The organism is Streptomyces sp. NPDC001056 (assembly GCF_053598955.1).
The window spans coordinates 35,856-59,359 of record NZ_JBSFLI010000042.1; the positions used below are offsets into that span (position 1 = coordinate 35,856).

General features: G+C 73.3%; 18 protein-coding genes and 1 pseudogene. 5 read left to right on the top strand and 14 right to left on the bottom strand.

Features of this window, described 5'->3' with window-relative positions; all coding sequences use genetic code 11:
* The first annotated feature begins 221 nt into the window (after positions 1-221).
* Complete coding sequence (locus ACWDD7_RS33140) at positions 222-3,296, top strand: SCO5717 family growth-regulating ATPase (protein WP_450460092.1); 3,075 nt, start codon at positions 222-224, stop codon at positions 3,294-3,296.
* Positions 3,297-3,851: 555 nt separating this feature from the next.
* Positions 3,852-4,892, top strand: coding sequence for a glycoside hydrolase family 11 protein (locus tag ACWDD7_RS33145; RefSeq protein WP_450460093.1), 1,041 nt, complete (start codon positions 3,852-3,854; stop codon positions 4,890-4,892).
* A gap of 44 nt (positions 4,893-4,936) precedes the next feature.
* Here the strand turns inward: ACWDD7_RS33145 and ACWDD7_RS33150 are convergent.
* The 10 genes and pseudogenes from ACWDD7_RS33150 to rimP form a co-directional block, all read right to left on the bottom strand.
* Positions 4,937-5,275 (bottom strand): annotated as a pseudogene (locus ACWDD7_RS33150) (IS5/IS1182 family transposase); the annotation flags it as partial.
* A gap of 12 nt (positions 5,276-5,287) precedes the next feature.
* Positions 5,288-6,235, bottom strand: coding sequence for a bifunctional riboflavin kinase/FAD synthetase (locus tag ACWDD7_RS33155; protein ID WP_450460094.1), 948 nt, complete (start codon positions 6,233-6,235; stop codon positions 5,288-5,290).
* Positions 6,236-6,375: 140 nt separating this feature from the next.
* Positions 6,376-9,855 (bottom strand): trypsin-like peptidase domain-containing protein, encoded by a 3,480-nt coding sequence (locus ACWDD7_RS33160; protein ID WP_450460095.1) that lies wholly within the window; start codon positions 9,853-9,855, stop codon positions 6,376-6,378.
* 306 nt (positions 9,856-10,161) lie between these two features.
* Positions 10,162-11,067 carry a tRNA pseudouridine(55) synthase TruB gene (truB, locus tag ACWDD7_RS33165; protein WP_351879992.1) on the bottom strand — a complete coding sequence of 302 codons (906 nt, stop codon included), beginning with the start codon at positions 11,065-11,067 and terminating at the stop codon, positions 10,162-10,164.
* Entirely contained in the window at positions 11,064-11,516 is a 453-nt protein-coding gene (gene rbfA / locus ACWDD7_RS33170) for a 30S ribosome-binding factor RbfA (RefSeq protein ID WP_450460096.1), read from the bottom strand. Before rbfA ends, truB begins: the two co-directional genes overlap by 4 nt.
* A 75-nt stretch (positions 11,517-11,591) precedes the next feature.
* On the bottom strand, positions 11,592-11,885 hold the full coding sequence (locus ACWDD7_RS33175) for a DUF503 domain-containing protein (protein WP_285560412.1): 294 nt from the start codon (positions 11,883-11,885) through the stop codon (positions 11,592-11,594).
* 357 nt (positions 11,886-12,242) lie between these two features.
* Positions 12,243-15,272 carry a translation initiation factor IF-2 gene (gene infB / locus ACWDD7_RS33180; RefSeq protein ID WP_450460097.1) on the bottom strand — a complete coding sequence of 1,010 codons (3,030 nt, stop codon included), beginning with the start codon at positions 15,270-15,272 and terminating at the stop codon, positions 12,243-12,245.
* A gap of 145 nt (positions 15,273-15,417) precedes the next feature.
* Positions 15,418-15,714, bottom strand: coding sequence for a YlxR family protein (locus ACWDD7_RS33185; protein ID WP_450460098.1), 297 nt, complete (start codon positions 15,712-15,714; stop codon positions 15,418-15,420).
* A gap of 113 nt (positions 15,715-15,827) precedes the next feature.
* On the bottom strand, positions 15,828-16,814 hold the full coding sequence (gene nusA, locus ACWDD7_RS33190; protein ID WP_351879977.1) for a transcription termination factor NusA: 987 nt from the start codon (positions 16,812-16,814) through the stop codon (positions 15,828-15,830).
* A gap of 2 nt (positions 16,815-16,816) precedes the next feature.
* Positions 16,817-17,323: a ribosome maturation factor RimP gene (rimP, locus tag ACWDD7_RS33195; RefSeq protein ID WP_351879974.1), complete on the bottom strand. Its 507-nt coding sequence runs from the start codon at positions 17,321-17,323 to the stop codon at positions 16,817-16,819.
* Between the two features lie 233 nt (positions 17,324-17,556).
* On the opposite strand from rimP, the gene ACWDD7_RS33200 reads away from it, so the two are divergent.
* From ACWDD7_RS33200 to ACWDD7_RS33210, 3 genes are all read left to right on the top strand, one after another.
* Positions 17,557-18,078 carry a hypothetical protein gene (locus ACWDD7_RS33200; RefSeq protein ID WP_450460099.1) on the top strand — a complete coding sequence of 174 codons (522 nt, stop codon included), beginning with the start codon at positions 17,557-17,559 and terminating at the stop codon, positions 18,076-18,078.
* Entirely contained in the window at positions 18,075-18,596 is a 522-nt protein-coding gene (locus ACWDD7_RS33205) for a ferritin-like domain-containing protein (protein WP_450460100.1), read from the top strand. The genes ACWDD7_RS33200 and ACWDD7_RS33205 overlap by 4 nt, the downstream gene beginning before the upstream one ends.
* Positions 18,597-18,672: 76 nt before the next feature.
* A complete protein-coding gene (locus ACWDD7_RS33210) occupies positions 18,673-19,581 on the top strand; it encodes an aminoglycoside phosphotransferase family protein (RefSeq protein ID WP_450460101.1) in 909 nt (302 codons plus the stop codon).
* Positions 19,582-19,648: 67 nt separating this feature from the next.
* On the opposite strand, the gene ACWDD7_RS33215 is transcribed toward ACWDD7_RS33210, so the two are convergent.
* The 4 genes from ACWDD7_RS33215 to ACWDD7_RS33230 all read right to left on the bottom strand — a co-directional run.
* Positions 19,649-21,352 (bottom strand): proline--tRNA ligase, encoded by a 1,704-nt coding sequence (locus tag ACWDD7_RS33215; protein WP_351881476.1) that lies wholly within the window; start codon positions 21,350-21,352, stop codon positions 19,649-19,651.
* Between the two features lie 110 nt (positions 21,353-21,462).
* Complete coding sequence (locus tag ACWDD7_RS33220) at positions 21,463-21,993, bottom strand: GNAT family N-acetyltransferase (protein ID WP_351881473.1); 531 nt, start codon at positions 21,991-21,993, stop codon at positions 21,463-21,465.
* A gap of 19 nt (positions 21,994-22,012) precedes the next feature.
* Positions 22,013-22,861, bottom strand: a complete 849-nt coding sequence (locus ACWDD7_RS33225) for a GNAT family N-acetyltransferase (RefSeq protein ID WP_392217104.1) — start codon at positions 22,859-22,861, stop codon at positions 22,013-22,015.
* 202 nt (positions 22,862-23,063) lie between these two features.
* Positions 23,064-23,504 (bottom strand): flavodoxin-dependent (E)-4-hydroxy-3-methylbut-2-enyl-diphosphate synthase (locus ACWDD7_RS33230; RefSeq protein ID WP_351881467.1); only part of this gene is annotated, 441 nt, incomplete at its 5' end.

The following is a 23,504-nucleotide window of genomic DNA, read 5'->3' on the forward strand; positions in this document are numbered from 1 at the left end:
GGGTAGCCGGCCGGGGTCTTCGCCATGCCTTCTGAGCGGGTGTGCGCGAGCCGACAGGCGGGCGGGCCTGCCGAGGGGCGGCTCGTGGTGATTAGGCTGGGAGCGGGCGTGATGGCAGGACCCGTGGATCGGACTGCCCCTGACGACTACGGACGACTCGAACGACACGACATGGTCGCCCCGGCACGGCATGAGGGTGCTCGACCACACCAGGAGGAACTGTGAGCAGCGATCGGGACGGGACGCGCGGGGGCTGGGCCACACCCGGCGATGACCAGCCCGACGCGGAGGCCGTCGAGACCACCGGCGAGTTCACCATCGACTACGCTCCCCCGGCCTGGTACACGCAGAACGCGGCCGGCACGGCGGGCTCCGGCGGCTCGATCGGGGGCGCCGGGGGCGTGAACGGCGCGCAGGGCACCGGCGGCTACGCCGAGCAGGGCACCGGCGGCGGGCCGGGGACCGCGGGCGGGTCCGGGCTTCCGTCGTTCTCTCCGTCGGGGAGTACGGGGGTGCCGGGGCCGGAGGCCGGGACGACGCCTGGGGGCACCCCGCCCGTGGGAACGCCGTTCGGTGCTCCCGCCGTCGCCGCCCCGCCCGTCGGTACGCCGCCGCAGGGGACGTCGTTCCCGCCGGTTCCGCCGACGCAACCGCAGCCCGCGCAGTCGATCGGTGATGCCGTTCCGATGCCCGGACTGCCCGACGGGTTCGAGTTGCAGCAGCCGGAGCAGCCGCAGGTCCCGCCCGTCCAGCCCGAGGCTTCGCCGGCCGAGCCCGAGAGCGGCAACGGGGATCTGGAGAGCGGGGCGACCATGCGGTTCTCCGCCGTCGCCCTGAAGCGCGAGATGGCCGAGATCGCCGAGCGCGCCGCCGCCCTCCAGAAGGAGGCGGCCGCCGAGACCGCGGCCGAGGACCGGTCCAGGGCCGCGTCCGAGGCGGAGGGCGGCTCCGAGGGCGGTGCCTCCGCCGTCGGCTCCGTGGCGGGCGAGGACCCGGCCGGGGCGGACGGCGACGCGGCGGCCGAGAAGGGTGAGGGAGGTGAGGGAGGTTCCTCGCCCGAGGGCGCGCACACGGACGCGCATGCGGATGCGACCGGCGCGGTGACGAGCCACGCCTCGGACGCCGTGGACGCGGACGCCCCTCCGCAAGGCTCCGGTCAGGACGGGGCCGAGCAGGAAGAGGCCGAGGCCCCCGCGGGCGTCCAGGACGCCGCACCCCAGGACACCGTTGCCCACGATGCCGTTGTCCACGACGCGGCCCCGCAGGACGCCGCTCCGCAGGACGCCGTCGCCCCCTCCGCTCCCCCGGTGCCGCAGGACTTCCCGCCCGCGTGGATGCCCCCGCCCGCGCCGCAGAACGGCGTGCCCCCGCTGCCCCCGTCGTACCAGCCCGCAGCCCCGGCCCCCGCGGCCCAGTGGCCCGCGCAGCAGCCCATGCCGCAGCAGGGCGGACCGCAGCAGCCCCTGCCCCCGCAGGCCGCACCGCAGCAGCCCGCTCCGATGCCGGGGCAGGGGCAGCCGCAGCCGCCCTTCCAGCCGCAGGCCCCGCAGCCCGCGCCCGCCGCGTGGAACCAGGGGAACCAGCCCGGACAGCCCCCGCAGCCGAACCACGCCGCCCAGCCCCATCACCCCGGCATGCCCATGCCCCCCGCCCAGCCGGGTCCCCAGGGCGTGCCGCAGCCGAACCCGGGCGGTCCCGCCGCGGCCGGCGGCTACGGCTTCCCCCAGCCCCCGGCACCCCAGGCCCAGCCGCCCCAGCCCCAGCCCCACTCCCAGCCTCAGCCCCATCCCCAGCCGGCTCCCAACGCCGCCACCCCGCAGGCCGGTTACGGCTTCCCGCCGCCCGGCCCCGTCAACACCCCTGCCCAACAGGGAAGTTACGGCTTCCCCCAGGGCGCCAACCCCCCGCAGCAGGGCGGCTACGGCTTCCCGCAGCAGGCACAGCAGGCGCCGCAGCAGCCCGATGCCTCCCAGCCCCCCGTCGACCCCCGCACCGGGGCCGCCTGGCCGCAGCCGATCCAGCACGATCAGCGGCAGCCCACCAACCCCGGTGCCGCGCCGCTGGGTTACACCGCCGCCGTGGAACTGTCCGCGGACCGGCTGCTGAACAACCGCCGGCAGAAGGCGAGGAGCGGGCGACCGGCCGCGGCCGGGTCCCGGTTCAAGCTCGGCGGCAAGAAGGAGGAGGCCGAGCGTCAGCGGAAGCTGGAGTTGATCCGCACGCCCGTGCTGTCCTGCTACCGGATCGCCGTCATCAGCCTCAAGGGCGGCGTCGGCAAGACCACCACCACCACCGCGCTGGGCTCCACCCTCGCCACCGAGCGGCAGGACAAGATCCTCGCCATCGACGCCAACCCGGACGCCGGCACGCTCGGCCGACGGGTGCGCCGGGAGACCGGAGCCACCATCCGCGACCTCGTCCAGGCGATCCCGTACCTGAACTCGTACATGGACATCCGCCGGTTCACCTCGCAGGCGCCCTCCGGTCTGGAGATCATCGCCAACGACGTGGACCCGGCCGTCTCGACCACGTTCAACGACGAGGACTACCGGCGCGCGATCGACGTGCTCGGCCGCCAGTACCCGATCATCCTCACCGACTCGGGCACCGGTCTGCTGTACAGCGCGATGCGCGGGGTGCTCGACCTCGCCGATCAGCTGATCATCATCTCGACGCCGTCCGTGGACGGCGCGTCCAGTGCCAGTACGACGCTGGACTGGCTGGCCGCGCACGGGTACTCCGACCTGGTCTCCCGCTCGCTGACCGTGATCTCCGGGGTGCGCGAGACCGGCAAGATGATCAAGGTCGAGGACATCGTGTCGCACTTCGAGACGCGCACCCGTGGCGTCGTGGTCGTGCCCTTCGACGAGCACCTGGCCGCCGGTGCCGAGGTGGACCTCGACATGATGCGGCCGCGCACCCGCGAGGCGTACTTCAACCTCGCCGCGATGATCGCCGAGGACTTCGTGCGGCACCAGCAGGCGCACGGGCTGTGGACCAGCGACGGCAACCCGCCGCCGGTGGCCGCCCCGCCGATGCCGGGCCAGCAGCAGATGCCGGGCCAGCCCTACCCCCAGGGCCCGGGACCGCAGATTCCCGGGCAGCAGGTTCCGGGACAGCAGGTTCCGGGACAGCAGTACCCCGGCCAGCAGTACCCCGCACAGCAGCCCTACCCGCCCCAGGCACAGCAGCCCTACCCGCCCCAGCAGCAGCCCTACCCCCCGCAGCAGGGCCAGCCGTACCCGCAGGGTCCGGGCCAGCCCTACCCCCAGGGCCAGCCCCCGCAGCAGCCATAGCACCGCTCACGGCATGACGAAGGGCGGCCGGTGCACCACGCACCGGCCGCCCTTCGTCGTCGTGACGCAACGAAACCCTTCGGAGCGTGTGAGCGCCCCGGTCCGACTCCGCCGGACCACCGACACCCCGGACGCGTCACGCGGGTCGAAGCCGCTGAAGAAGGACCGCTTCGCAGTGCTCGAAACTTTCGAGCAGATGACCACTCACCGGTCCGTCAGATACGCAACTCCTTGAGTCGACTTCAAAGATCACGTCGGCCGGATCGCCAGAATCTACCTCTGACCAGGAATGATGCCCCCGTCGAGAAAATCCATCGGACAGAAAGATTTCGAAACTTCTACCGAAACTGTTGACACCCGCCGGTCGCCGTCCAGACTGTTCGCCATCGCCGGTGCCCGTCGCCGGCGCTCCGGGCCGCACGCCGACCCGGCCTCCGGTCGCAGCTCTCGGCGGCCGGACGTGTCATGCCCCTGCCATCACGGGTCTCGGCCCGTGACGGCTCGGGGCCCGGCGCACAGCAGGCCCTCCACACCCGCACAGGGAGGAAACACCCCATGAGTACGCTGACCCACGAGATGCGCCGCAGGCGCGGCCTCGTGGCTGCCGTCCGAGGTCTCGTCGCCGCGGCGGCGGCGATGATCGTGGTCGCCTTCGCGCTGCCCGGCGCGGCTCAGGCCGACACGACCATCACCTCCAACAGCACCGGCACCAACAACGGCTACTTCTACTCGTTCTGGGAGCAGTCCAGCGGCGCCACCATGACCCTGGGATCGGGCAGCAACTACAGCCTGACCTGGAACACGGCCTCGCAGAACGTCGTCGCCGGCACCGGCTGGAACCCGGGCACGACCAACACGGTCTCGTACTCGGGCACGTGGAACTGCAACGGCAACTGCTACCTGTCGCTGTACGGCTGGACCACCAACCCGCTGGTCGAGTGGTACATCGTCGACAACTACGGCAACTACAACCCGAGCTCGGGCGCGACCAAGCTGGGCTCGGTCAGCAGCGACGGCAGCACGTACGACCTGTACAAGACGACCCGCACCAACGCGCCGTCCATCGAGGGCACCGCGACGTTCGACCAGTACTGGGCGATCCGTCAGTCGAAGCGCACCGGCGGCACCATCACCGTGGCGAACATCTTCAACGCCTGGAAGAACCTCGGCCTGAACCTCGGCACCCCGAACTACGAGATCCTGGCCACCGAGGGCTACCAGAGCAGCGGCAGCTCCAACATCACCGTCAGCAGCGGCAGCAGCAGCGGTGGCACCACCCCGCCTCCGAGCGGCAGCGGTTGCTCCGCGACCTTCACCAACTCCTCCGACTGGGGCTCCGGCTTCACCGGCTCGGTGGCGGTCGACAACACCGGCTCCTCCAGCATCAACGGCTGGACCGTCCAGCTGACGTTCCCCGGCAACCAGACGGTCACCAGCCTCTGGAACGGCAGCTACACCCAGTCCGGCAACACGGTCACCGTGAAGAACGCGAGCAACAACGGCTCGCTGGCCGCCGGTGCCAGCACCTCCTTCGGATTCAACGCCAACTACTCGGGCAGCAACGGCGCTCCGACGGTGTCCTGCACCGCCGGCTGAAGGTGATCCGCCGCCGAACCGGCCCTGACCGGCGTGACGGCTGGGTCCTGTCCCGCTGATCGGCGTCGCCCCCGGACGGGGATGGCGGCGAGGTGGAGAGCGGCCTGGCGGGCGATGGCACGTATGTCGCATCGTGTCGCCAGGCCGCACCGCTGCTTGAGCCGGTTGATGCGGCGTTCGAGGGTGTCGCGCTGTGTGCAGGCAACAGCGTCGAACCCGGGCGGTCGGCCGCCGCGGCAGCCCCGCCGCAGGCGGTGGCCGACCTGGTCGGACGGCCGCGGGATGACCGCGCGGATGCCGCACCGCCGCAGGTGGCTGCGGATGGCGCGGGAGGAGCAGGCGCGGTCCGCCAGGAGCGCCGTGGAGCGGGTGCGGGGCCTGCCCCGAGAAACGTTCTAGCCCTCCGCCGCCACGATCTCCCTGCACCGCTTCACATCCGCCGCCATCTGCTCCAGCAGCGCCTCCAGCGAGTCGAACTTCGCCTGACCGCGGACGTAGGCGAGGAAGTCGACGGCGACGTGCAGGCCGTACAGGTCGAGGCCGACGCGGTCGATGGCGTACGCCTCCACCGTGCGCTCGGTGCCGTCGAACTGCGGGTTGGTGCCCACCGAGATCGCGGCCGGCATGATCTCGCCCTGGGCGTGCAGGTAACCGGCGTACACACCGTCGGCGGGGATGGCGGTGTGCGGCAGCGTCTCGACGTTCGCCGTGGGGAAGCCCAGCTCACGGCCGCGCTGGGCGCCGCGTACGACGACGCCCTCCACCCGGTGCGGACGGCCCAGGATCTCGCGGGCACCCTCGACGTCGCCCTCGGCGACCAGGCGGCGGGTCAGGGTCGAGGAGAACGGCAGGCCGCCGCCGGCCGCGCCGGACACGTACAGGTCGACGACCTCGACCTCGAAGTCGTAGACCTTGCCCTGCTCGGTGAGGAACTCGACGTTGCCGGCCGCCTTGTGGCCGAAGCGGAAGTTCGGGCCCTCCACGACCGCCTTGGCGTGCAGCCTGTCGACCAGGACCTTGACCACGAAGTCGGCGGGCGACAGCTTGGAGAACTCGCTGGTGAAGGGGAGGATCAGCACCGCGTCGACGCCCAGCTCGGCCATCAGCTCGCAGCGGCGGTGGTGCGGGGCGAGCAGCGGCGGGTGGCTGCCGGGGCGGACGACCTCACTCGGGTGCGGGTCGAAGGTGACGACGACGGCCGGGACACCCAGCTCACGCGCGCGCTCGACGGCGTGCCTGATGATCAGCTGGTGGCCGCGGTGGACACCGTCGTAGGAACCGATGGTGACGACGCTGCGCCCCCAGTCCTCGGGGATGTCCTCCAAGCCACGCCAGCGCTGCACTGTGACCGCTCCTCGAACCCGTGTCCGTGTCTACCTTGACGATTGTGCAGGTCTAAGGGTGCCATGCCGGGTGCCCGGGGCCCGCATCGGCGGGGGCGCTGTGACCTGGCGCACGTCCCCGGAGCAGCTCGGAGGTGGTGTCAGGCCGGTACGCGCGCCCCCGCGAGGTTCTCCAGGGTACGGCGCGTGCTGGGGCCCACCACGGCGGCCCATTCGTCCGGGGTGTCGGCGAGCCACCGGGTCATCCGGGCGGCGAAGCCGGGGACGTGCCGCCCGAGATCGACCAGGGCGCGGTCGAAGCGCGTGGCGCCCTCGGGGGTGCGGCCGAGGAGCAGTCCGGTGCGGTGGACGAGGGCGCGCACCTCCCCGTGGCCGTCGCTCGACGCCGCCGCGTGCAGGACGGCGTCCAGGACGGACGGTTCCCTCTCGCGGCCGAGCAGGAAGTCCAGGAGTTCGCGGCGCAGCGGGCGGGAGGCGCGGGTGCCGGGGGCGGCGAGGACGGTGGCGAGGGCGGCCCGCAGGGGTTCGGGGCCCTCCCGGAGCAGGCCGGTGACCAGGGGGAACAGGACCGGGCGGGCGGCGGGCCCCTGATCCAGGCGGCGGTCGACGGCGGTGGCGACCCGGCCGGCGGCCTCCGGGTGGGGTCGTACCGCCTCCCGCAGCAGGCTCGCGGCGGCGCGCGCGAGGGCCGGGGTGGTCACGTCGGAAAGGAGGCGGCACAGACAGCCGGCGGCCTCCCGGTGCGGGCCGCGCAGCCGGGTCCGGAAGGCGTCCAGGACCGGTTCGGGGTGGGTGGTCAGGGCGGGGAGCAGGGCGGTCGCGGGGATGAGCGGGTCGCCGTCGGCGAAGTGGCGCAGCGCCTCCGCCAGGTGCCGTTCGCGGGTGCCCGGGTCGCCGGCCAGCAGGGCGTGCGCGCCGCCGTGCAGGGCGTGGTCGGCGGGGCGGGCGAGCACGGCGCCCGCCGCGCGGCACAGCAGCTCGCGGTCGGCGGCCGTGCGCAGGTGCGGGGCGGCGCGCAGCGCGAGCGTCACGGCGGCCGTGTGCCGGGCGGGCCGCTCGTCGTGCGCCCAGCGGTCGACGGCCCGGCACAGCGCCGCCGGCTCCTCCTCGGCGAGGACGGTGAGCAGTTCCTGCGCGTGCTGGTGGCTGCTCGCGGCCAGCGCCTCGGTCAGCGCGTCCAGGGCGCCGTGCCGATGGGTGTGCAGCAGGGCCTGCGCGGCCGTCGCCACGGTCGCGTGCGGGGCCGCGGGCAACGGCCGCTCGTCCTCGAACCACCGCGTCAGGTGCGGCTGTACGGCACCGGGTGCGGCGGCCAGCAGCCGGGCCACGGCGTCGAGGTACCGCTCGCCGGGCGCGCCCGCCGCGGGGTCGGCGAGGACGAGCCGGCGCAGCAGGTCCAGCCGTTCGGCGGCGGGCACGGGCAGGCCGGTCCAGAAGGCGGGGCCGAACTCCCCGGGCACCGGCCGCCGTTCGCGCCGCCAGACCACGACGCGCTCGGCGAGCAGCCGCAGCACCTCGGTGTACGGCGTCGCGTCCGGCACCTTCGACAGGGTTTCGGCGAGCAGCCGGGCGGCCCACCAGGAGCCGGTGTCCAGGTCCAGGGCGTCCACCAACTCGCGGAGCCGGAAGGCGAGTTGGCGGGCCCCCTGGCGGCGGTCGAGGTGCAGCAGGGCCTGGACGACGGGCCCGACGCGATGGCGCGGTACGGGTACGGCGTCCTCCTGCCTGGCGCGGTGCACCAGGGCGTGCACGGCCTCGTCCAGGTCGAGGTGCATGCCCTGGAGCCAGTCGGCCAGCTCCTCGTGGGCGAAGCGGTAGCCGCCGCCGGCCGGGACGAGCAGGCCCTCGGCGAGCACGGCGGAGGCCCAGCCGGTGCCGCCGCCGAGCCGGTCGGGGGCCGGCCCCCACGGGAACACCGCCTCGAAGGACTCTCGGTCCAACTCCCCCTGCCCGGAACCGAGTCCCCGCCGGGCGGCCTCGTGCACCTGCCCGGCGACCCGTGCGGCGAGCCGGCGTACGGCGGTGCCGCGCAGTCCCCGCTCGGCGGCGAGCCGCACCGCGACACGCAGGCACATCAGGTCGAGGTGGGCCGCGAACACCTCGTGCCGGTCGACGGGACGGGTGTACGGCGCCGTCCGCAGCGCGGCCCACACCTCGGACAGCAGCCGCAGGGTGAGCGGATGCCGGGCGTCCCGTCCGGCGAGCAGGCCCTCGGGGATCCCGTACCGCACCCGCGCCCTGTCGGCCTCCTCGGCGTCGAGGTCGCCGAGTCGCGTGGTCCGTGCGTCGGCCGAGGAGAACTCGGCGTGCTCCCAGTACTCCTCCCGGCAGGCCACCACCAGGCGGGCGCCGGTCTCCCGGAGCCAGGCGATGGTGCCCTCGGTCCACTCGGAGAGGCGGTGGGCCAGCGCGGGGGGCATCTCCTCGGGACCGTCGAGGAGGAGCAGGAGGGGGCCGCCGGCGCGGGCGGCGAGGTGCTCGGGCGTGAGATCGCCGAGGTCGGGGAGGTCGAGGTGGCGGGCGGCGGCGATGATGCGGGCGGCCCGTTCCAGGGCGCGGCGCGCCGCGTCGGCCACCGAGCGGTCGGTCCCCTCCAGGTCGGCACCGCGCAGCCACAGCGTCGGCGCGGCCGCGCGGCCCCGGCGGGCGGCGAACGCCGCGAGTTCCGTCGTACGACCGCTGCCCGGGACGCCGACGAGGCCGAGCACGGGCCGGTCGCCGTCCGCGAAGTCGGCCAGGTCCCCTGCCACCGCGGCGCGTTCGACCGGCTGGACCAGGGGCCTCGGCGGTCCGTCCTGGCCCACCGAGGTGGCGGTCAGCTCCAGGACGCCGGCGAGGTTGAGGTCGGCGCCGTACGCGGGCACGGTGGCCGCGTTGCGGGCGAGCAGCTCGGCGAGGGGACCGTCGGCGGCCCTCGGCGGCACCGCGAAACCGGCGTCGCGGTGCGGGGCACGCAGGACGGTGCCGAGGACGCCGAGGACCGCGCCCGTACGGGCGTCCACCACGGGTCCGCCCGCCGCCCCGCCCCCGGGCCGCAGCGCGTCCCGGCCCGCCGTCCCGATGGCCAGCTCCAGCGCGTCGCCGAGGAGGTGGCGGCCGTACGACACCTCGGTGGTGGCCAGCACCCGCGCCTCGCGCCAGCGCCCGGCGGCGATCCGCACATAGGTACCCGCCTCGACGTCCTCCCGGGTGGCCAGCGGCAGCGGGGGCACGTCCAGGCCCTCGGTGCGCACCAGGGCCAGGTTCCGGGCGGGCAGCGCGGTGATCTCCTCGGCGGCGACCACGCGGGTGCGGTCCCCGGCGCGCAGTACCAGCCGGTCGAGGCCGTCGACGGCTTCGTGGCTGGTGAGGAGGGTGCCGTGGTGGTCGGCGAGGAACCCGGTGCCGCGGGGGCGGCCGGCGGGGTCGTGGAGGTGGACCAGGGGGTCGGGGGTGGGGGCGGCGGCGTTCGTCCGGCGGATGTCGGGGGCCTCCTCCGGGCGCCGCCAGGTGTCGAGGGCGCCCGCCGGGTGCCGAAGGGCGCCGGGGGAGTCCACCGGGTGCCGGCGGGGGGCCGGGAGCACTCTCGCGCCCCGCGCCCTGTCCGCCGGGACCTCCGTCGGTCCCGTCGCGTCCGCCATGCCACCCGTGCCGTGCGCCGTAGCCCCGCGGGCGCTGCCGGTTCGCGGGTCTCCTGCCGTCATCGTCTTGCCTTCCCGCCCTTGCCCGTGCCTGTGGTGACGGTAGGCGGGTGATGATCGGCGGGGCGGGCCGGTCGGGGAACGCGCCCCCTTCCGCTCCCCCGGTTCACTCCGAGCGCCTGCCCGGACGGGTGAATTGGCGGCGGCGGCTGGATAACCCTAGGAGTGGGGGAAGAGGGGGGACCGTGGAGCGGCGGCAGGGGCGCACCCCGTGCCGGCCGCCGCTCCACGGCGGCGAGCCCTCGCTCAGCCGAAGACGGCCAGGCTCTTGGCCTTGCCCTTGTGCAGCTCCACGAGCGCCAGGAAACGGCCCTCGGGGTCGAACACGGCGACGGGACCGGCGTCCGCGTACTCGTCGGGCATCTCCAGGCGGACCCCGTTCAGCAGCAGCCGGGCGCGCCGGGCGTCCACGTCCCAGCGCGGGAAGGCGGCCGAGGCGGCCTCGGCGATCGGCATCACGGTCAGCTCCTGCTGGAGCTGGTCCAGCGTCCTCGCCGAGTCGAGCTTGTAGGGCCCGACGCGTGTGCGGCGCAGCGCGGTGAGGTGCCCGCCCACGCCCAGGTCGGCGCCCAGGTCGCGGGCGAGGGCACGGATGTAGGTGCCGGAGGAGCAGACGACGGAGACGACCAGGTCCAGGACCGGGGTGCCGTCCTCGGCGACCGCGTCCCGGACGTCGTAGACCGTGAAGGAGGAGACGGTCACCGGGCGGGCCGGGATCTCGAAGTCCTCCCCCTCGCGGGCCCGCTTGTACGACCGCACGCCGTCGATCTTGATGGCGCTGACCTTGGACGGCACCTGCATGATGTCGCCGGACAGCTTGGCGATGCCGGCGTCGATGGCCTCGCGGGTCACCTTGGAGGCGTCGGTGGACGAGGTGATCTCGCCCTCGGCGTCGTCGGTGACGGTGTTCTGGCCCAGGCGTACGGTGCCCAGGTACTCCTTCTCGGTCAGCGCGAGGTGACCGAGGAGCTTGGTGGCCCGCTCGACGCCGAGGACCAGGACGCCGGTCGCCATCGGGTCGAGGGTGCCGGCGTGGCCGACGCGGCGGGTCCTGGCGATCCCGCGCATCTTGGCGACCACGTCGTGCGAAGTGAAGCCCGACGGCTTGTCGACGATGACAAGGCCGTCGGGCGTGGTGTGCTTCTGGGTCATTCCGCGGCGTCGCCGTCCGTCTCGTCGTCGCCCGGCTTGCGGTACGGGTCCGCCTCGCCGGCGTACATGGCGCCGGTGGCGCTCTCGCGCACCTTGGCGTCGGACTGCCGTGCCTTGTCGAGGAGGTCCTCGATGGTCCGGGCGGTGTCCGGCAGGGCGTCCGCGACGAAGGTCAGGGTCGGGGTAAACTTCACCCCGGCCGCACGGCCCACCTCGGAGCGCAGGATTCCCTTGGCGCTCTCCAGGCCCGCCGCGGCGGCCTTGCGCTCCTCGTCGTCCCCGTACACGGTGTAGAAGACGGTCGCCTCCCGCAGGTCACCCGTGACCCGGGTGTCCGTGATGGTGACGTGCGAGCCGAGCCGCGGGTCCTTGATCCCGCGCTGCAGCTTCTGGGCCACCACCTCTCGGATGAGGTCCGCCAGCCTTTTCGCCCGCGCGTTGTCGGCCACTGGTCCAGCTCCCGTTCTTTCCTTGTTCCTGGATCTTCGTTCTATGGTCTGCGGTTGTGCGGTCCGGGGTCCGTGTCAGTCCTCGTCGCCGTGGAAGCGGCGGCGCACGGACAGCAGCTCCACCTCGGGGCGGGCGGCGACCAGCCGTTCGCACCGGTCCAGTACGTCCGTGAGGTGCGCCGCGTCGCCGGAGACCACGGCGAGGCCGATGATCGTCCGTCGGTGGAGGTTCATATGGTCCACCTCGGCCGCGCTCACGGCGTACTTCCGCTGGAGTTCGGCGACGATCGGGCGGACGACGGAACGCTTCTCCTTCAGCGAGTGGACGTCGCCGAGGAGGAGGTCGAAGGACAGAGTCCCCACGTACATGTGTGTATGCCGGTTCACCCGCCGGTACGGGATCGATGGCCCCTGCGCCGGGTGGCCGGGGACATCAAGAAACGGTACCGCGTACCTGGCGGTGCCTCGACAGGGTTTCGACGCGGGCGGACCGGCGACGGCCTCGCCCACCCGCCCGACCGGCCGAAGCACAGGGTCCTGCGGGTGGCCGAGGGCCTGAGGCCCGTCGATCGACCGTGAGCCGGAGGCCCGTTCCGTCGGTCCCGTGCCGGCCGCCGTTCGGTCGGGGACGGCCCGGAGACCCGGGTGCCGCCCCGGCGATGTCCGGGAACGGCACGCCGGCCGACGGGAACACGTCCCGTCGGCCGGCGTGAGCCATCGGCCGGATTACGCCCGCGGCTTCTCGCGCATCTCGTACGTCGCGATGACGTCGTCGACCTTGATGTCGTTGAAGTTTCCGAGGTTGATACCACCCTCGAAGCCTTCGCGGATCTCGGTGACGTCGTCCTTGAAGCGACGCAGACCCTCGATGGTGAGGTTCTCCGCGACCACCTTGCCGTCCCGGATGAGGCGGGCCTTGGTGTTGCGGCGCACCTCGCCGGAGCGGATGAGGACACCGGCGATGTTGCCCAGCTTGGACGACTTGAAGACCTCGCGGATCTCCGCCGTACCCAGCTCGACCTCTTCGTACTCCGGCTTGAGCATGCCCTTGAGGGCCGCCTCGATCTCCTCGATCGCCTGGTAGATGACCGAGTAGTACCGGACGTCGACGCCCTCGCGCTCCGCCATCTGCGCGGCACGGCCGGCCGCACGGACGTTGAAGCCGATGACGATGGCGTCGGAGCCCATGGCCAGGTCGATGTCGGACTCCGTGACCGCACCGACACCGCGGTGCAGGACGCGGATGTCGACCTCTTCGCCGACGTCCAGCTGGAGCAGCGAGGACTCAAGGGCCTCGACCGAACCGGAAGCGTCACCCTTGATGATCAGGTTCAGCTGCTGGACCTCGCCGGCCTTGAGCACCTTGTCCAGGTCCTCCAGGGACACGCGGCGCGTGCGCTTCGCGAAGGCCGCGTTGCGCTCACGGGCGGCACGCTTCTCCGCGATCTGGCGGGCCGTACGGTCCTCCTCGACCACGATGAAGTTGTCGCCGGCACCCGGGACGTTGGTCAGACCCAGGACCTGGACCGGCATCGACGGGCCGGCCTCGGCGACGGTGTTGCCGCTGTCGTCCAGCATCGCGCGGACACGGCCGTACGCGTCGCCGACCACCATGGTGTCGCCGACCCGCAGGGTGCCTCGCTGCACCAGGACCGTCGCGACCGCACCGCGACCGCGGTCCAGGCGGGACTCGATCGCAATACCCTGCGCGTCCTGGTGCGGGTTGGCACGGAGGTCCAGCGCCGCGTCCGCGGTGAGGACGACCGCCTCCAGCAGGCTGTCGATGTGCAGACCCTGCTTGGCGGAGATGTCGACGAACATGGTGTCGCCGCCGTACTCCTCGGCCACCAGGCCGTACTCGGTCAGCTGACCGCGCACCTTGGTCGGGTCGGCGCCCTCGACGTCGATCTTGTTGACCGCGACCACGATCGGCACCTCGGCCGCCTTGGCGTGGTTCAGGGCCTCGACCGTCTGCGGCATGACGCCGTCGTTGGCCGCGACGACCAGGATGGCGATGTCCGTCGACCGGGCACCACGGGCACGCATGGCGGTGAACGCCTCGTGACCCGGGGTGTCGATGAAGGTGATCGCCCGGTCCTCGCCGTTGACCTCGGTCGCGACCTGGTAGGCACCGATGTGCTGGGTGATGCCGCCGGCCTCGCCCGCGATGACGTTCGTCTTGCGGATGGCGTCGAGCAGTCGGGTCTTACCGTGGTCGACGTGACCCATGACGGTCACGACCGGCGGACGGACGACCAGGTCTTCCTCGGTGCCCTCGTTCTCACCGAACTCCAGGTCGAAGGACTCAAGCAGCTCGCGGTCCTCCTCCTCGGGGCTGACGATCTGAACCGTGTAGTTCATCTCGCCGGCGAGGAGGTGAAGCGTCTCGTCGGAGACGGACTGCGTCGCGGTGACCATCTCGCCGAGGTTCATCATGACCGCGACGAGCGACGCCGGGTTGGCGTTGATCTTCTCCGCGAAGTCGGTGAGCGACGCGCCGCGGGAGAGACGGATGGTCTCGCCGCCGCCGCGCGGCAGCATCACGCCGCCGACGCTCGGGGCCTGCATGGCCTCGTACTCCTGGCGACGCTGCCGCTTCGACTTGCGACCACGACGCGCGGGACCACCGGGACGGCCGAAGGCGCCCTGCGTGCCACCACGGCCACCGGGACCGCCGGGACGACCCGCGAAGCCGGGACGACCGCCGCCACCGGGGCCGCCGGCGAAGCCGCCGCCACCACCGGGACGACCGGCGAAACCGCCGCCGCCGCCCGGACGGGCACCGCCGCCACCGCCACCGGGACGACCCGCGAAGCCGGGACGACCGCCGCCACCGCCGCCGCCGGGACGACCGGCACCGGCCGGACCGCGGCCGCCGGGGCCGGGACGCGGGCCGGCAGCGGGACGCTGCGGCATCATGCCGGGGTTCGGACGCGGACCGCCCGGACGGGGACCGCCCTGCGGACGGGGCATCGAGCCCGGAGTCGGACGCGGACCACCGGGAGCCTGCGGACGCGGACCGCCGCCCTGGGCGCCGGGCGCCTGCGGACGGGGACCGGCGCCGGGAGCACCGCCGGGACGCGGACCACCCTGCGGACGGGGCGCCTGCGGGCGCGCCATGCCGGTGGAGCCGCCGGAAGTGAAGGGATTGTTGCCCGGACGCGGGCCGGACGGACGGGCACCCGGACGCGGGGCCTGACCACCGGGACGCGGCGCACCCTGGCCCGGACGGGCCTGACCCTGGCCGGAGGCCGGACGGCCACCGGGCTTGGGGGCACCGGGACGGGCGCCACCGGAACGCGGACCCTGCGCGGCCGGGGCCTGCGGGGTCTGGGCGGCCGGGGCCGGCGGAGCGGTGAACTCCGGGGCGGCCGGAGCCGGACGCGGCGCGGGCTTGGGGCCCGGAACCGGACGCGGACCCTGGGCCGGCGCGGGCGCCACGGGAGCCGCCGGGGCCGCCGGCTGCTGCGCGGCGGGCGTCGGGGGCTTGGGGGCCGCCGGCTTCGGGGCAGCCGGACGTGCCGCCTGCGCCGGAGAGGGCGCGGCGGGCTTGGGGGAAGCCTTGCGCGGGGCGGGCTTCGCGGACCTGCCGCTGCCACCACCCTGGAAGGCGTCGGTCAGCTTACGTACAACCGGCGCTTCGATGGTCGAAGACGCCGAACGGACGAATTCACCGAGTTCCTGGAGCTTGGCCATGACGACCTTGCTCTCGACACCGAACTCCTTGGCGAGTTCGTAGACCCGGACCTTAGCCACTTCGCTCCTTTGAGGTCCGGGTTGAAGCCGGACCGTCGCTAGTTCATGGGCGTACTCATCGCGTACTCATCGAGTGCTCATCGCAATCTCGACCTGCTTTCGACTCGCGAGGTACCAGGCCGCACGGGGTTCCGTACGGCATGTCTTACGGCGTTGCCTCCTCGGCAACTGTTGCCTGCTCGACGTATCGACGCAACGCCTTTGTGTCGAGCGCTCCCGGGGCGCGCAGTGCCCGCGGGAACACCCGGCGGCGTACCGCCTGGTCGAGACAGACCAGGGCGGGGTGCACATACGCACCCCGGCCGGGCAGCGTACCGCGTGGATCGGGGACACATTCGTCCTCGCTCCGCACGATCCGCAGGAGATCGTTCTTGGCCGTCCGCTCCCGGCACCCCACACAGGTGCGTTCAGGGCATGCTCCGGCGTTCGTCCGGCCAGACACGGCTAAGTCTACCTCCCCGCATCGACCTCACCCCTTTGGGGGAAAGATCGAACGGCTGTTGTCGTAATTCAAGCCACCAGCGGCCTGGATTCATTCCCGCGCCGCGGCGCGGCCTACTCCGCCGGCTGCTCGGTGTCGGGCCGGATGTCGATGCGCCAGCCGGTGAGCCGGGCGGCGAGGCGGGCGTTCTGGCCCTCCTTGCCGATCGCCAGCGACAGCTGGTAGTCCGGCACGGTCACCCGGGCGGAGCGGGAGGCGAGGTCCACGACCTCGACCTTGTTCACCCGAGCGGGTGACAGGGCGTTCGCCACCATCTCGGCCGGGTCGTCCGACCAGTCGACGATGTCGATCTTCTCGCCGTTCAGCTCGCCCATCACGTTGCGCACCCGGCCGCCCATGGGGCCGATGCAGGCACCCTTGGCGTTCAGACCCGAGCGGGTGGAGCGGACGGCGATCTTGGTGCGGTGGCCGGCCTCGCGGGCGATGGCCGCGATCTCCACCGAGCCGTCGGCGATCTCCGGCACCTCAAGGGCGAAGAGCTTCTTGACCAGGTTCGGGTGGGTGCGCGAGAGGGTCACGGACGGTCCGCGGACCCCCTTGGCGACCCGGACGACGTACGACCGCAGGCGCTGGCCGTGCGGGTAGGTCTCGCCGGGCACCTGCTCCTGCACCGGCAGGATGGCCTCCAGCTTGCCGATGTCGACCAGCACGTTCTTCGGGTCGCGGCCCTGCTGGACCACGCCGGTGACGATGTCGCCCTCACGCCCCGCGTACTCGCCGAGCGTCGCGTCGTCCTCGGCGTCGCGCAGGCGCTGCAGGATCACCTGCTTGGCGGTGGTGGCGGCGATCCGGCCGAAGCCCGAGGGGGTGTCGTCGAACTCGCGCGGCTCCTGCCCCTCCTCCAGGTCCTCGGGGTCCTCCTTCGCCCACACGGTCACATGCCCGGTCTCCCGGTTGAGCTCCACGCGCGCGTGTCGGCGGCTTCCCTCGGTGCGGTGGTAGGCGATGAGGAGGGCCGACTCGATCGCCTCGACCAGCAGGTCGAAGGAGATCTCCTTCTCCCTGACCAAGCCCCGCAGGGCGCTCATGTCGATGTCCACGGCTACGCCTCCTCCTCTTCCTTGTCCTTCTTGTCCTTGCGGTTGAACTCGACCTGCACGCGCGCCTTCGCGATCTCCGGGAAGGCGATCCGGCGGCCGGTGGCCTTGCGGCCCTTGACGCCAGGCACCTCGACGTCGAGTCCCTCGTCGTCCACGGTCAGGATCCGGGCGACCAGCTCGCCGCCCTCGGCCAGCTGGAACTTCACGAGCCGGTCCACGGCGCGCACGAAGTGCCGGTGCTCGGTGAGGGGGCGCTCCGCGCCGGGGGTTCCGACCTCCAGGTCGTACGCGTCCTCGCCCATCGCGTTGGTCTCGTCCAGCTTCGCCGAGAGCGCGCGGCTCACATCGGCGATCGCGTCCAGGTCCGCCCCGGAGTCGGAGTCGACGACCACGCGCAGCACCCGCTTGCGTCCGACGGAGTCGACAGCGATCTCTTCGAGATCCAGCCCCTGGGAGGTGACGAGCGGTTCCAGCAGCTCTCGCAGCCTCTCGCTCTGGGTGGTGCTCATCCGGGTGACTCCTCGGCCGCGTGTGCTGTTGTGGGATGGGTCGCGTGTCTGGTGAAAGGGTATCCGGTCGCGGGGTGTGTTGCCGTCCACCTGTGGACAACCCGGCGCGGGACGGGTGAGGCCGGGCGGTGCCGGTGAGTGGTATCGGACACATGCGCGGGTACGGTGATCACGGGCGTGCCGTCGGTCGCCGCTCTTCTTCTTGTCGTACGAGTTCCCCGAGGACGTCTGCCGTGCCGTACCCCTCGCCACCGCGCTTCCCTTCGGGGCCGCGCAGAAGAACGTTGCTCGCCTCGGCCGCCGGCGTCGCCCTGCTCGCGGGCTGCACGGCCGGTCCGGACTCCGGCGGCGACGGCCCCTCGGCCACCGCGCGGGCGCGGGCGCGGGCCGCCGGTGACAGCGAGGCGCTGCTGGCACGCTACGACGCCGTGCTCGCGGCGTTCCCGGGCCTCGCGGAGCGGCTGCGCCCGCTGCGCACGGAGGTCGCGGCGCACGTCGCCGCCTTCGCGGACGGTACGACCCCCGCGGCGACCCCCTCGGGCTCCGCCTCCCCCTCCCCCACCGCCTCATCGACTCCCGCGCCGGCGACCGAGAAGGACGCCCTCGCCTCGCTGGCCGCCGCCGAGCGGACCCTCGCCGACCAGCGGGCCAGGGCGTTGCTGGACCTGCCGGGCGAGCCGGCGCGGCTGCTGGCCTCGGCGGCGGCGGCCGGGGCCGCGCACGCGTACCTGCTGACGACGGGGGGCCCGAAGTGAGCGACGGCGACAAGAAGACCGAACTGACCGCGCTCCAGGCCGCGTTGGCGGCGGAGCACGCGGCGGTGTACGGGTACGGCGTCGTCGGCGGCCGCGTCGACGACCGGCGCAGGACCGAGGCGAAGGCCGCATACGACGCCCACCGGGCCCGCCGGGACGCGCTGGCGCGCGAGGTACGGGACCTGGGCGGCCGGCCGGTGGCGGCGAGCGCGGCCTACGCGCTGCCGTTCGCGGTGCGCGACCCGGCCGACGCGGTACGGCTCGCCGCCCGGCTGGAGGAGCGGGTGGCCGGGGTCTACGCGGATCTGGTGCGCTCCTCGACCGGCGCGCGGCGGGCCTCGGCCGCGGGGGCGCTGCGGGAGGCGGCGGTGCGGGCGGTGGGCTGGAGCGGACGGAGCGTAGCCTTCCCGGGGCTCGCCGAACGGGCGGGCGAGGGGACGGACACGGGGACGGGCGCCGCGGGTGCGGCGGACACGTCGGGTGCGGCACCGTCGGGATCGGCGTCGGCGGGCCGCTGAGCGTCGTACGAGAGGACCGCGGGCTCACGGGACCCGCGCGTCGCACGGGATGGACGAGGAAGGGAACGGCTCGCGCATGGCTTTCGAACCGCCGCGGCGCCTGGTGCGGGCGCTCGGGGAGACGGCACCGGCGGGGGACGACTGGCTGGCCCGGTTGCCCGGGATCGCCGAAGGGGCCGTGACGCGGCTGGACTTGACCGTCGACCGGGTGCAGGTGCCGGGTGGCCGCAGCAGCCTGGTGGTCCTGGTGCGGCGTGCGGACGGCACGCCCGCCGTGCTGAAGCTGGCCCCGCCGCGGGCCCGCCCGGAGAGTGAGCGGGCGGCGCTGGCCCACTGGGGCGGACGCGGTGCCGTACAGCTGCTGTCGTCGGACGCGGAGGACCGTGCGGAGGGTGTGCTGCTGCTCGAACGGCTGCACCCCGATGTCTCCGTGCGGTCGCTGCCGGAGGCGAAGGCGCTGCTGGAGGCGGCGGGCACCCTGCGGCGGCTGTGGGTGGAGCCGCCCGCGGACCACGCCTTCGAGACCGTCGCCGAGCGCACGCGGCGGCAGGCGGTGGCGATGCGGGCCGGGGCGGAGCGGGCGCCGGAGGTGGCGCCGCTGGTGGACGCGGCGCTCGCGGCACGGGACGCGTTGCTGGTGGCGCCGCCGGAGCAGCGGTTGCTGCACGGCACGTTCCGGCAGAGCAAGGTGCTGGCCGGGGAGCGGATGCCGTGGCTCGCGGTGGGGCCGGACCCGGTCGTCGGGGAGAACGCGTTCGATCTGGCGCGGCTGGTGCGGGACCGGGTGGAGGACCTGATCGCCTCGCCCGCCGGGGCGTCGATCACCCGGCGGCGGATCAAGCGGCTCGCGGAGTCGCTGGAGGTGGACCAGGAGCGGCTGCGGGGGTGGACGCTCTTCCGGGCGGTGGAGTCCGGGGTCCGCGCGGTACGGGTGGGATGGCCGGGGGCCGGCGAGCTGCTGCTGGAATTCGCCGGGTGGCTCTAGCCGGACCGGACCGCACACGGCGACGCCCCCGGGGAAACCCCGGGGGCGTCGCTTCGGCAGTCCGGTGTTACGCGGTCAGGCGTGCGAGCGCGTCCTCGACGGACAGCTCCTCGCGCTCGCCGGTCTTGCGGTCCTTCAGTTCCAGGACGCCCTCGGCCGAGCGGCGGCCGGCGACGAGGATCTGGGGGACGCCGATCAGTTCGGCGTCGGTGAACTTGACGCCCGGGGAGACGCCGGCGCGGTCGTCGACGAGGACGCGCACGCCCGCGGCGGCGAGCTTGCCGGCGACGTCGAGGGCCAGCTCGGTCTGCAGGGCCTTGCCCGCGGCGACCACGTGGACGTCGGCCGGGGCGATCTCCTTGGGCCAGCACAGGCCCTGCTCGTCGGCGGTCTGCTCGGCGAGCGCGGCGACGGCGCGCGAGACGCCGATGCCGTAGGAGCCCATGGTGACGCGGACCGGCTTGCCGTTCTGGCCGAGGACGTCGAGCTTGAGGGCGTCGGCGTACTTGCGGCCCAGCTGGAAGATGTGGCCGATCTCGATGGCGCGGTCCAGCTTCAGGCCGGTGCCGCACCGGGGGCAGGGGTCGCCCTCCTGGACCACCACGACGTCCACGTACTCGTCGACCTCGAAGTCACGGCCGGCGACGACGTTCCTGGCGTGCGTGTGCTCCTTGTTGGCGCCGGTGATCCAGGCGGTGCCGGGGGCCACGCGCGGGTCGGCGATGTACCTGACCTTCTCGCCGAGGCCCTGGGGGCCGACGTAGCCGCGCACCAGGTCGGGGCGGCCCGCGAAGTCCGCCTCGGTGACCATCTCGACGGTGGCCGGGGCGAAGTGCGCCTCGACCTTGCCGAGGTCCACCTCGCGGTCGCCGGGCACGCCCACGGCGACGATCTCGCCGTCCACCTTGACCAGCAGGTTCTTCAGCGTGTCGGAGGCCTGGACGCCGAGCGAGGCGGCCAGGGTCTCGATGGTCGGGGTGTCCGGGGTGGGGATCTCCTCCAGCGCGGGCACGGCGGAGCCGTCGACGGGCTGGAGTGCGTAGCTGATCGCCTCGGTGTTCGCCGCGAAGTCGCAGTTCGGGCAGTCCGCGAAGGTGTCCTCGCCGGCCTCGGCGGGGGCCAGGAACTCCTCCGACTTGGAGCCGCCCATGGCGCCCGCGGTGGCCGCGCAGATGCGGTAGTCGAGGCCGAGGCGGGCGAAGATCCGCTGGTAGGCCTGGCGGTGCAGGGCGTAGGACTCGGCGAGGCCCTCGTCGGCGAGGTCGAAGGAGTACGAGTCCTTCATCAGGAACTCGCGGCCGCGCAGGATGCCGGCGCGGGGGCGGGCCTCGTCGCGGTACTTGTTCTGGATCTGGTAGAGGATCACCGGCAGGTCCTTGTAGGACGTGCACTGGTCCTTGACCAGGAGGGTGAAGATCTCCTCGTGCGTGGGGCCGAGGAGGTAGTCGCCGCCCTTGCGGTCCTTGAGCCGGAACAGCTCCTGGCCGTACTCGTCCCAGCGGCCCGTGGCGTCGTAGGGCTCGCGGGGCAGCAGGGCGGGGAGCAGCACCTCCTGGGCGCCGATGGCGTCCATCTCCTCGCGCACGACGCGCTCCACGTTGGCGAGGACCTTCTTGCCCAGCGGCAGCCAGGACCAGACACCGGCGGCGGTGCGGCGCACGTAGCCGGCGCGGACGAGGAGCTTGTGGCTGAGGACCTCGGCGTCCGCCGGGTCGTCGCGCAGCGTCTTCGCCATCAACTGGGACATGCGCTGGACCTGTGCGTTGGCCATGGTTCTCGTACTCCTGCCAGGTGGGGATGCCCCCCTTCGGGCGCGACCGAGAATGGGGGACGGTGATGGCATAGGAGGTTAGCCGGGCTCGCCGCGAGGGCGGAAATCGGTTATCGCCTGCGCAGCGGTAGCGGGGCCCCCATGACCGCGTACGGGCGCGATGCGCTCGGGAAGTGGACACGGCGGGCGAGGTCGACGTAGCCCAGGGAGTGGTAGAGGCCACGGGCGGGGCTGTCGGTGTCGATCGCGGAGAGGATCGAGCGGGGTTCGGTGGCGGAGTCCGTGATCCTGGTGATCAGCCGACGGCCGATGCCGCGGTTCTGGTAGTCCGGGTGGACGTGCAGCTCCGTGATCACGAAGGAGTCGTCCAGCCAGAAGTCGTTGCCGGCCGCGCGCAGGTACGGCTCGACGACCGTCGACCACCAGTGTGTGCGCGAGTTCGGCATGCCGTAGACGAAGCCGACGAGGAGCCCGCCGACGGTCGCTCCGAGGGCCCGTGCCCCCGGGAACTGCATGTGGCGCTGGACGATCTGGCGCCGTACGGCGACTTCGTCCGGGCCGAGGCCGAAGGCCACCGCTTGGACCGCCAGAGCCTCGTCCACACGGGCCGACAGGTCCAGGGGGCCGATCGCTAGATCCATGCCGGGAGGGTACCGGGGTTCAGAACAGCACACTCATGAAGGCGCCGATCTCCTGGAAGCCCACCCTGCGGTACGTGCGGCGCGCCGCGGTGTTGAAGTCGTTGACGTACAGGCTGACCACGGGGGCCACATCGGCCAGGGCGTAGCGCAGGACCGCCGCCATGGCCGGGGCGGCGAGGCCCTTGCCCCGGTGTTCGGGGGCCACCCACACGCCCTGGATCTGGCAGGCCTGGGAGGTCGCGGCGCCGATCTCGGCCTTGAAGACGACCTTTCCGTCCTGGTCGAGGCGCGCGAAGGACCGCCCGGAGCCGACGAGTTCGGCGACCCGGGCCTGGTAGAGCAGGCCGCCGTCGCCGGCCAGCGGGGAGACGCCGACCTCCTCGGTGAACATCGCCACGCAGGCCGGCATGATCGTCTCCATCTCGTCCTTGCGGACGCGGCGGACGTACGGGTCCGGGGCGATGTCCTCGGGCATGTGGTCGGTGACCATCAGCGGCTGGTGGGGCCTGACCTCGCGGGCCGGGCCCCAGTGGGGTTCCAGCAGGCGCCACAGGGCGGAGGTGGCGTCCGCGGGACCGACGATGGAGGAGCAGCGTCGGCCCGCCCGGCGGGCGCGGTCGGCGAAGCCGCGTACGGCGCGCGGGGTGGCGCAGATCGGCACCAGGTTGGCCCCCGCGTAGCACAGGGACGTGAGCATGCCGTCCTCGTACCAGCCCCACATCTCGCCACCGAGGCGCCAGGGGTCGAGTCCGGCGATCTGGACGCGTGCGGACACGAAGGCGTTCGCGACCGGCTCGCGGTCGAGGACGGCGAGCGCGGCGTCGAGGTCGCTCGGGTCGAGCACCCGGGAGGTGGTCTGGGTCAACAAGTGCGGGGGCCTCACCCTGGGGTTTGCGCTGGTCTCCGCACTATAGCCGCGCCGGGTCCGCCGTGTGCCGTTCAGTTCGGAGGGCTCGGCCCCCGGCCGGGAGCGCGGGTCGTGCGTGGCTGGTCGCACGGTTCCCCGCGCCCCGCTTTCCGTCACCCTCGGCCGGAGAAGCACGGCCCCCCGCCGAAGGGCGCCGAGAGGGTCAGCCCGCGACCGACACCGTCGGCTCGCCGGAGGGCTCGCCGTTCTGCTCCATCTGCTCGGCCAGCTTCATGGCCTCCTCGATGAGGGTCTCCACGATCTTGGACTCGGGGACGGTCTTGATGACCTCGCCCTTGACGAAGATCTGGCCCTTGCCGTTGCCGGAGGCGACGCCGAGGTCGGCCTCGCGGGCCTCGCCGGGGCCGTTGACGACGCAGCCCATGACGGCGACACGGAGGGGGACCTCCATGCCGGTCAGGCCCGCGGTGACCTCTTCGGCGAGCTTGTAGACGTCGACCTGGGCGCGGCCGCAGGAGGGGCAGGAGACGATCTCCAGGCCGCGCTGGCGCAGGTTCAGCGACTCCAGGATCTGGGTGCCGACCTTGACCTCCTCGACCGGGGGCGCGGACAGCGAGACGCGGATGGTGTCGCCGATGCCCTG

What these genes read in the sequence shown, in the direction of transcription:
- rimP (WP_351879974.1), bottom strand. Translation starts at nt 17,323, where the DNA reads ATGAGCACCACCCAGAGCGAGAGGCTGCGAGAGCTGCTGGAACCGCTC.
- ACWDD7_RS33175 (WP_285560412.1), bottom strand. Translation starts at nt 11,885, where the DNA reads ATGTACGTGGGGACTCTGTCCTTCGACCTCCTCCTCGGCGACGTCCAC.
- ACWDD7_RS33145 (WP_450460093.1), top strand. Translation starts at nt 3,852, where the DNA reads ATGAGTACGCTGACCCACGAGATGCGCCGCAGGCGCGGCCTCGTGGCT.
- truB (WP_351879992.1), bottom strand. Translation starts at nt 11,067, where the DNA reads ATGACCCAGAAGCACACCACGCCCGACGGCCTTGTCATCGTCGACAAG.
- ACWDD7_RS33160 (WP_450460095.1), bottom strand. Translation starts at nt 9,855, where the DNA reads ATGGCGGACGCGACGGGACCGACGGAGGTCCCGGCGGACAGGGCGCGG.
- ACWDD7_RS33210 (WP_450460101.1), top strand. Translation starts at nt 18,673, where the DNA reads ATGGCTTTCGAACCGCCGCGGCGCCTGGTGCGGGCGCTCGGGGAGACG.
- ACWDD7_RS33220 (WP_351881473.1), bottom strand. Translation starts at nt 21,993, where the DNA reads ATGGATCTAGCGATCGGCCCCCTGGACCTGTCGGCCCGTGTGGACGAG.
- ACWDD7_RS33215 (WP_351881476.1), bottom strand. Translation starts at nt 21,352, where the DNA reads ATGGCCAACGCACAGGTCCAGCGCATGTCCCAGTTGATGGCGAAGACG.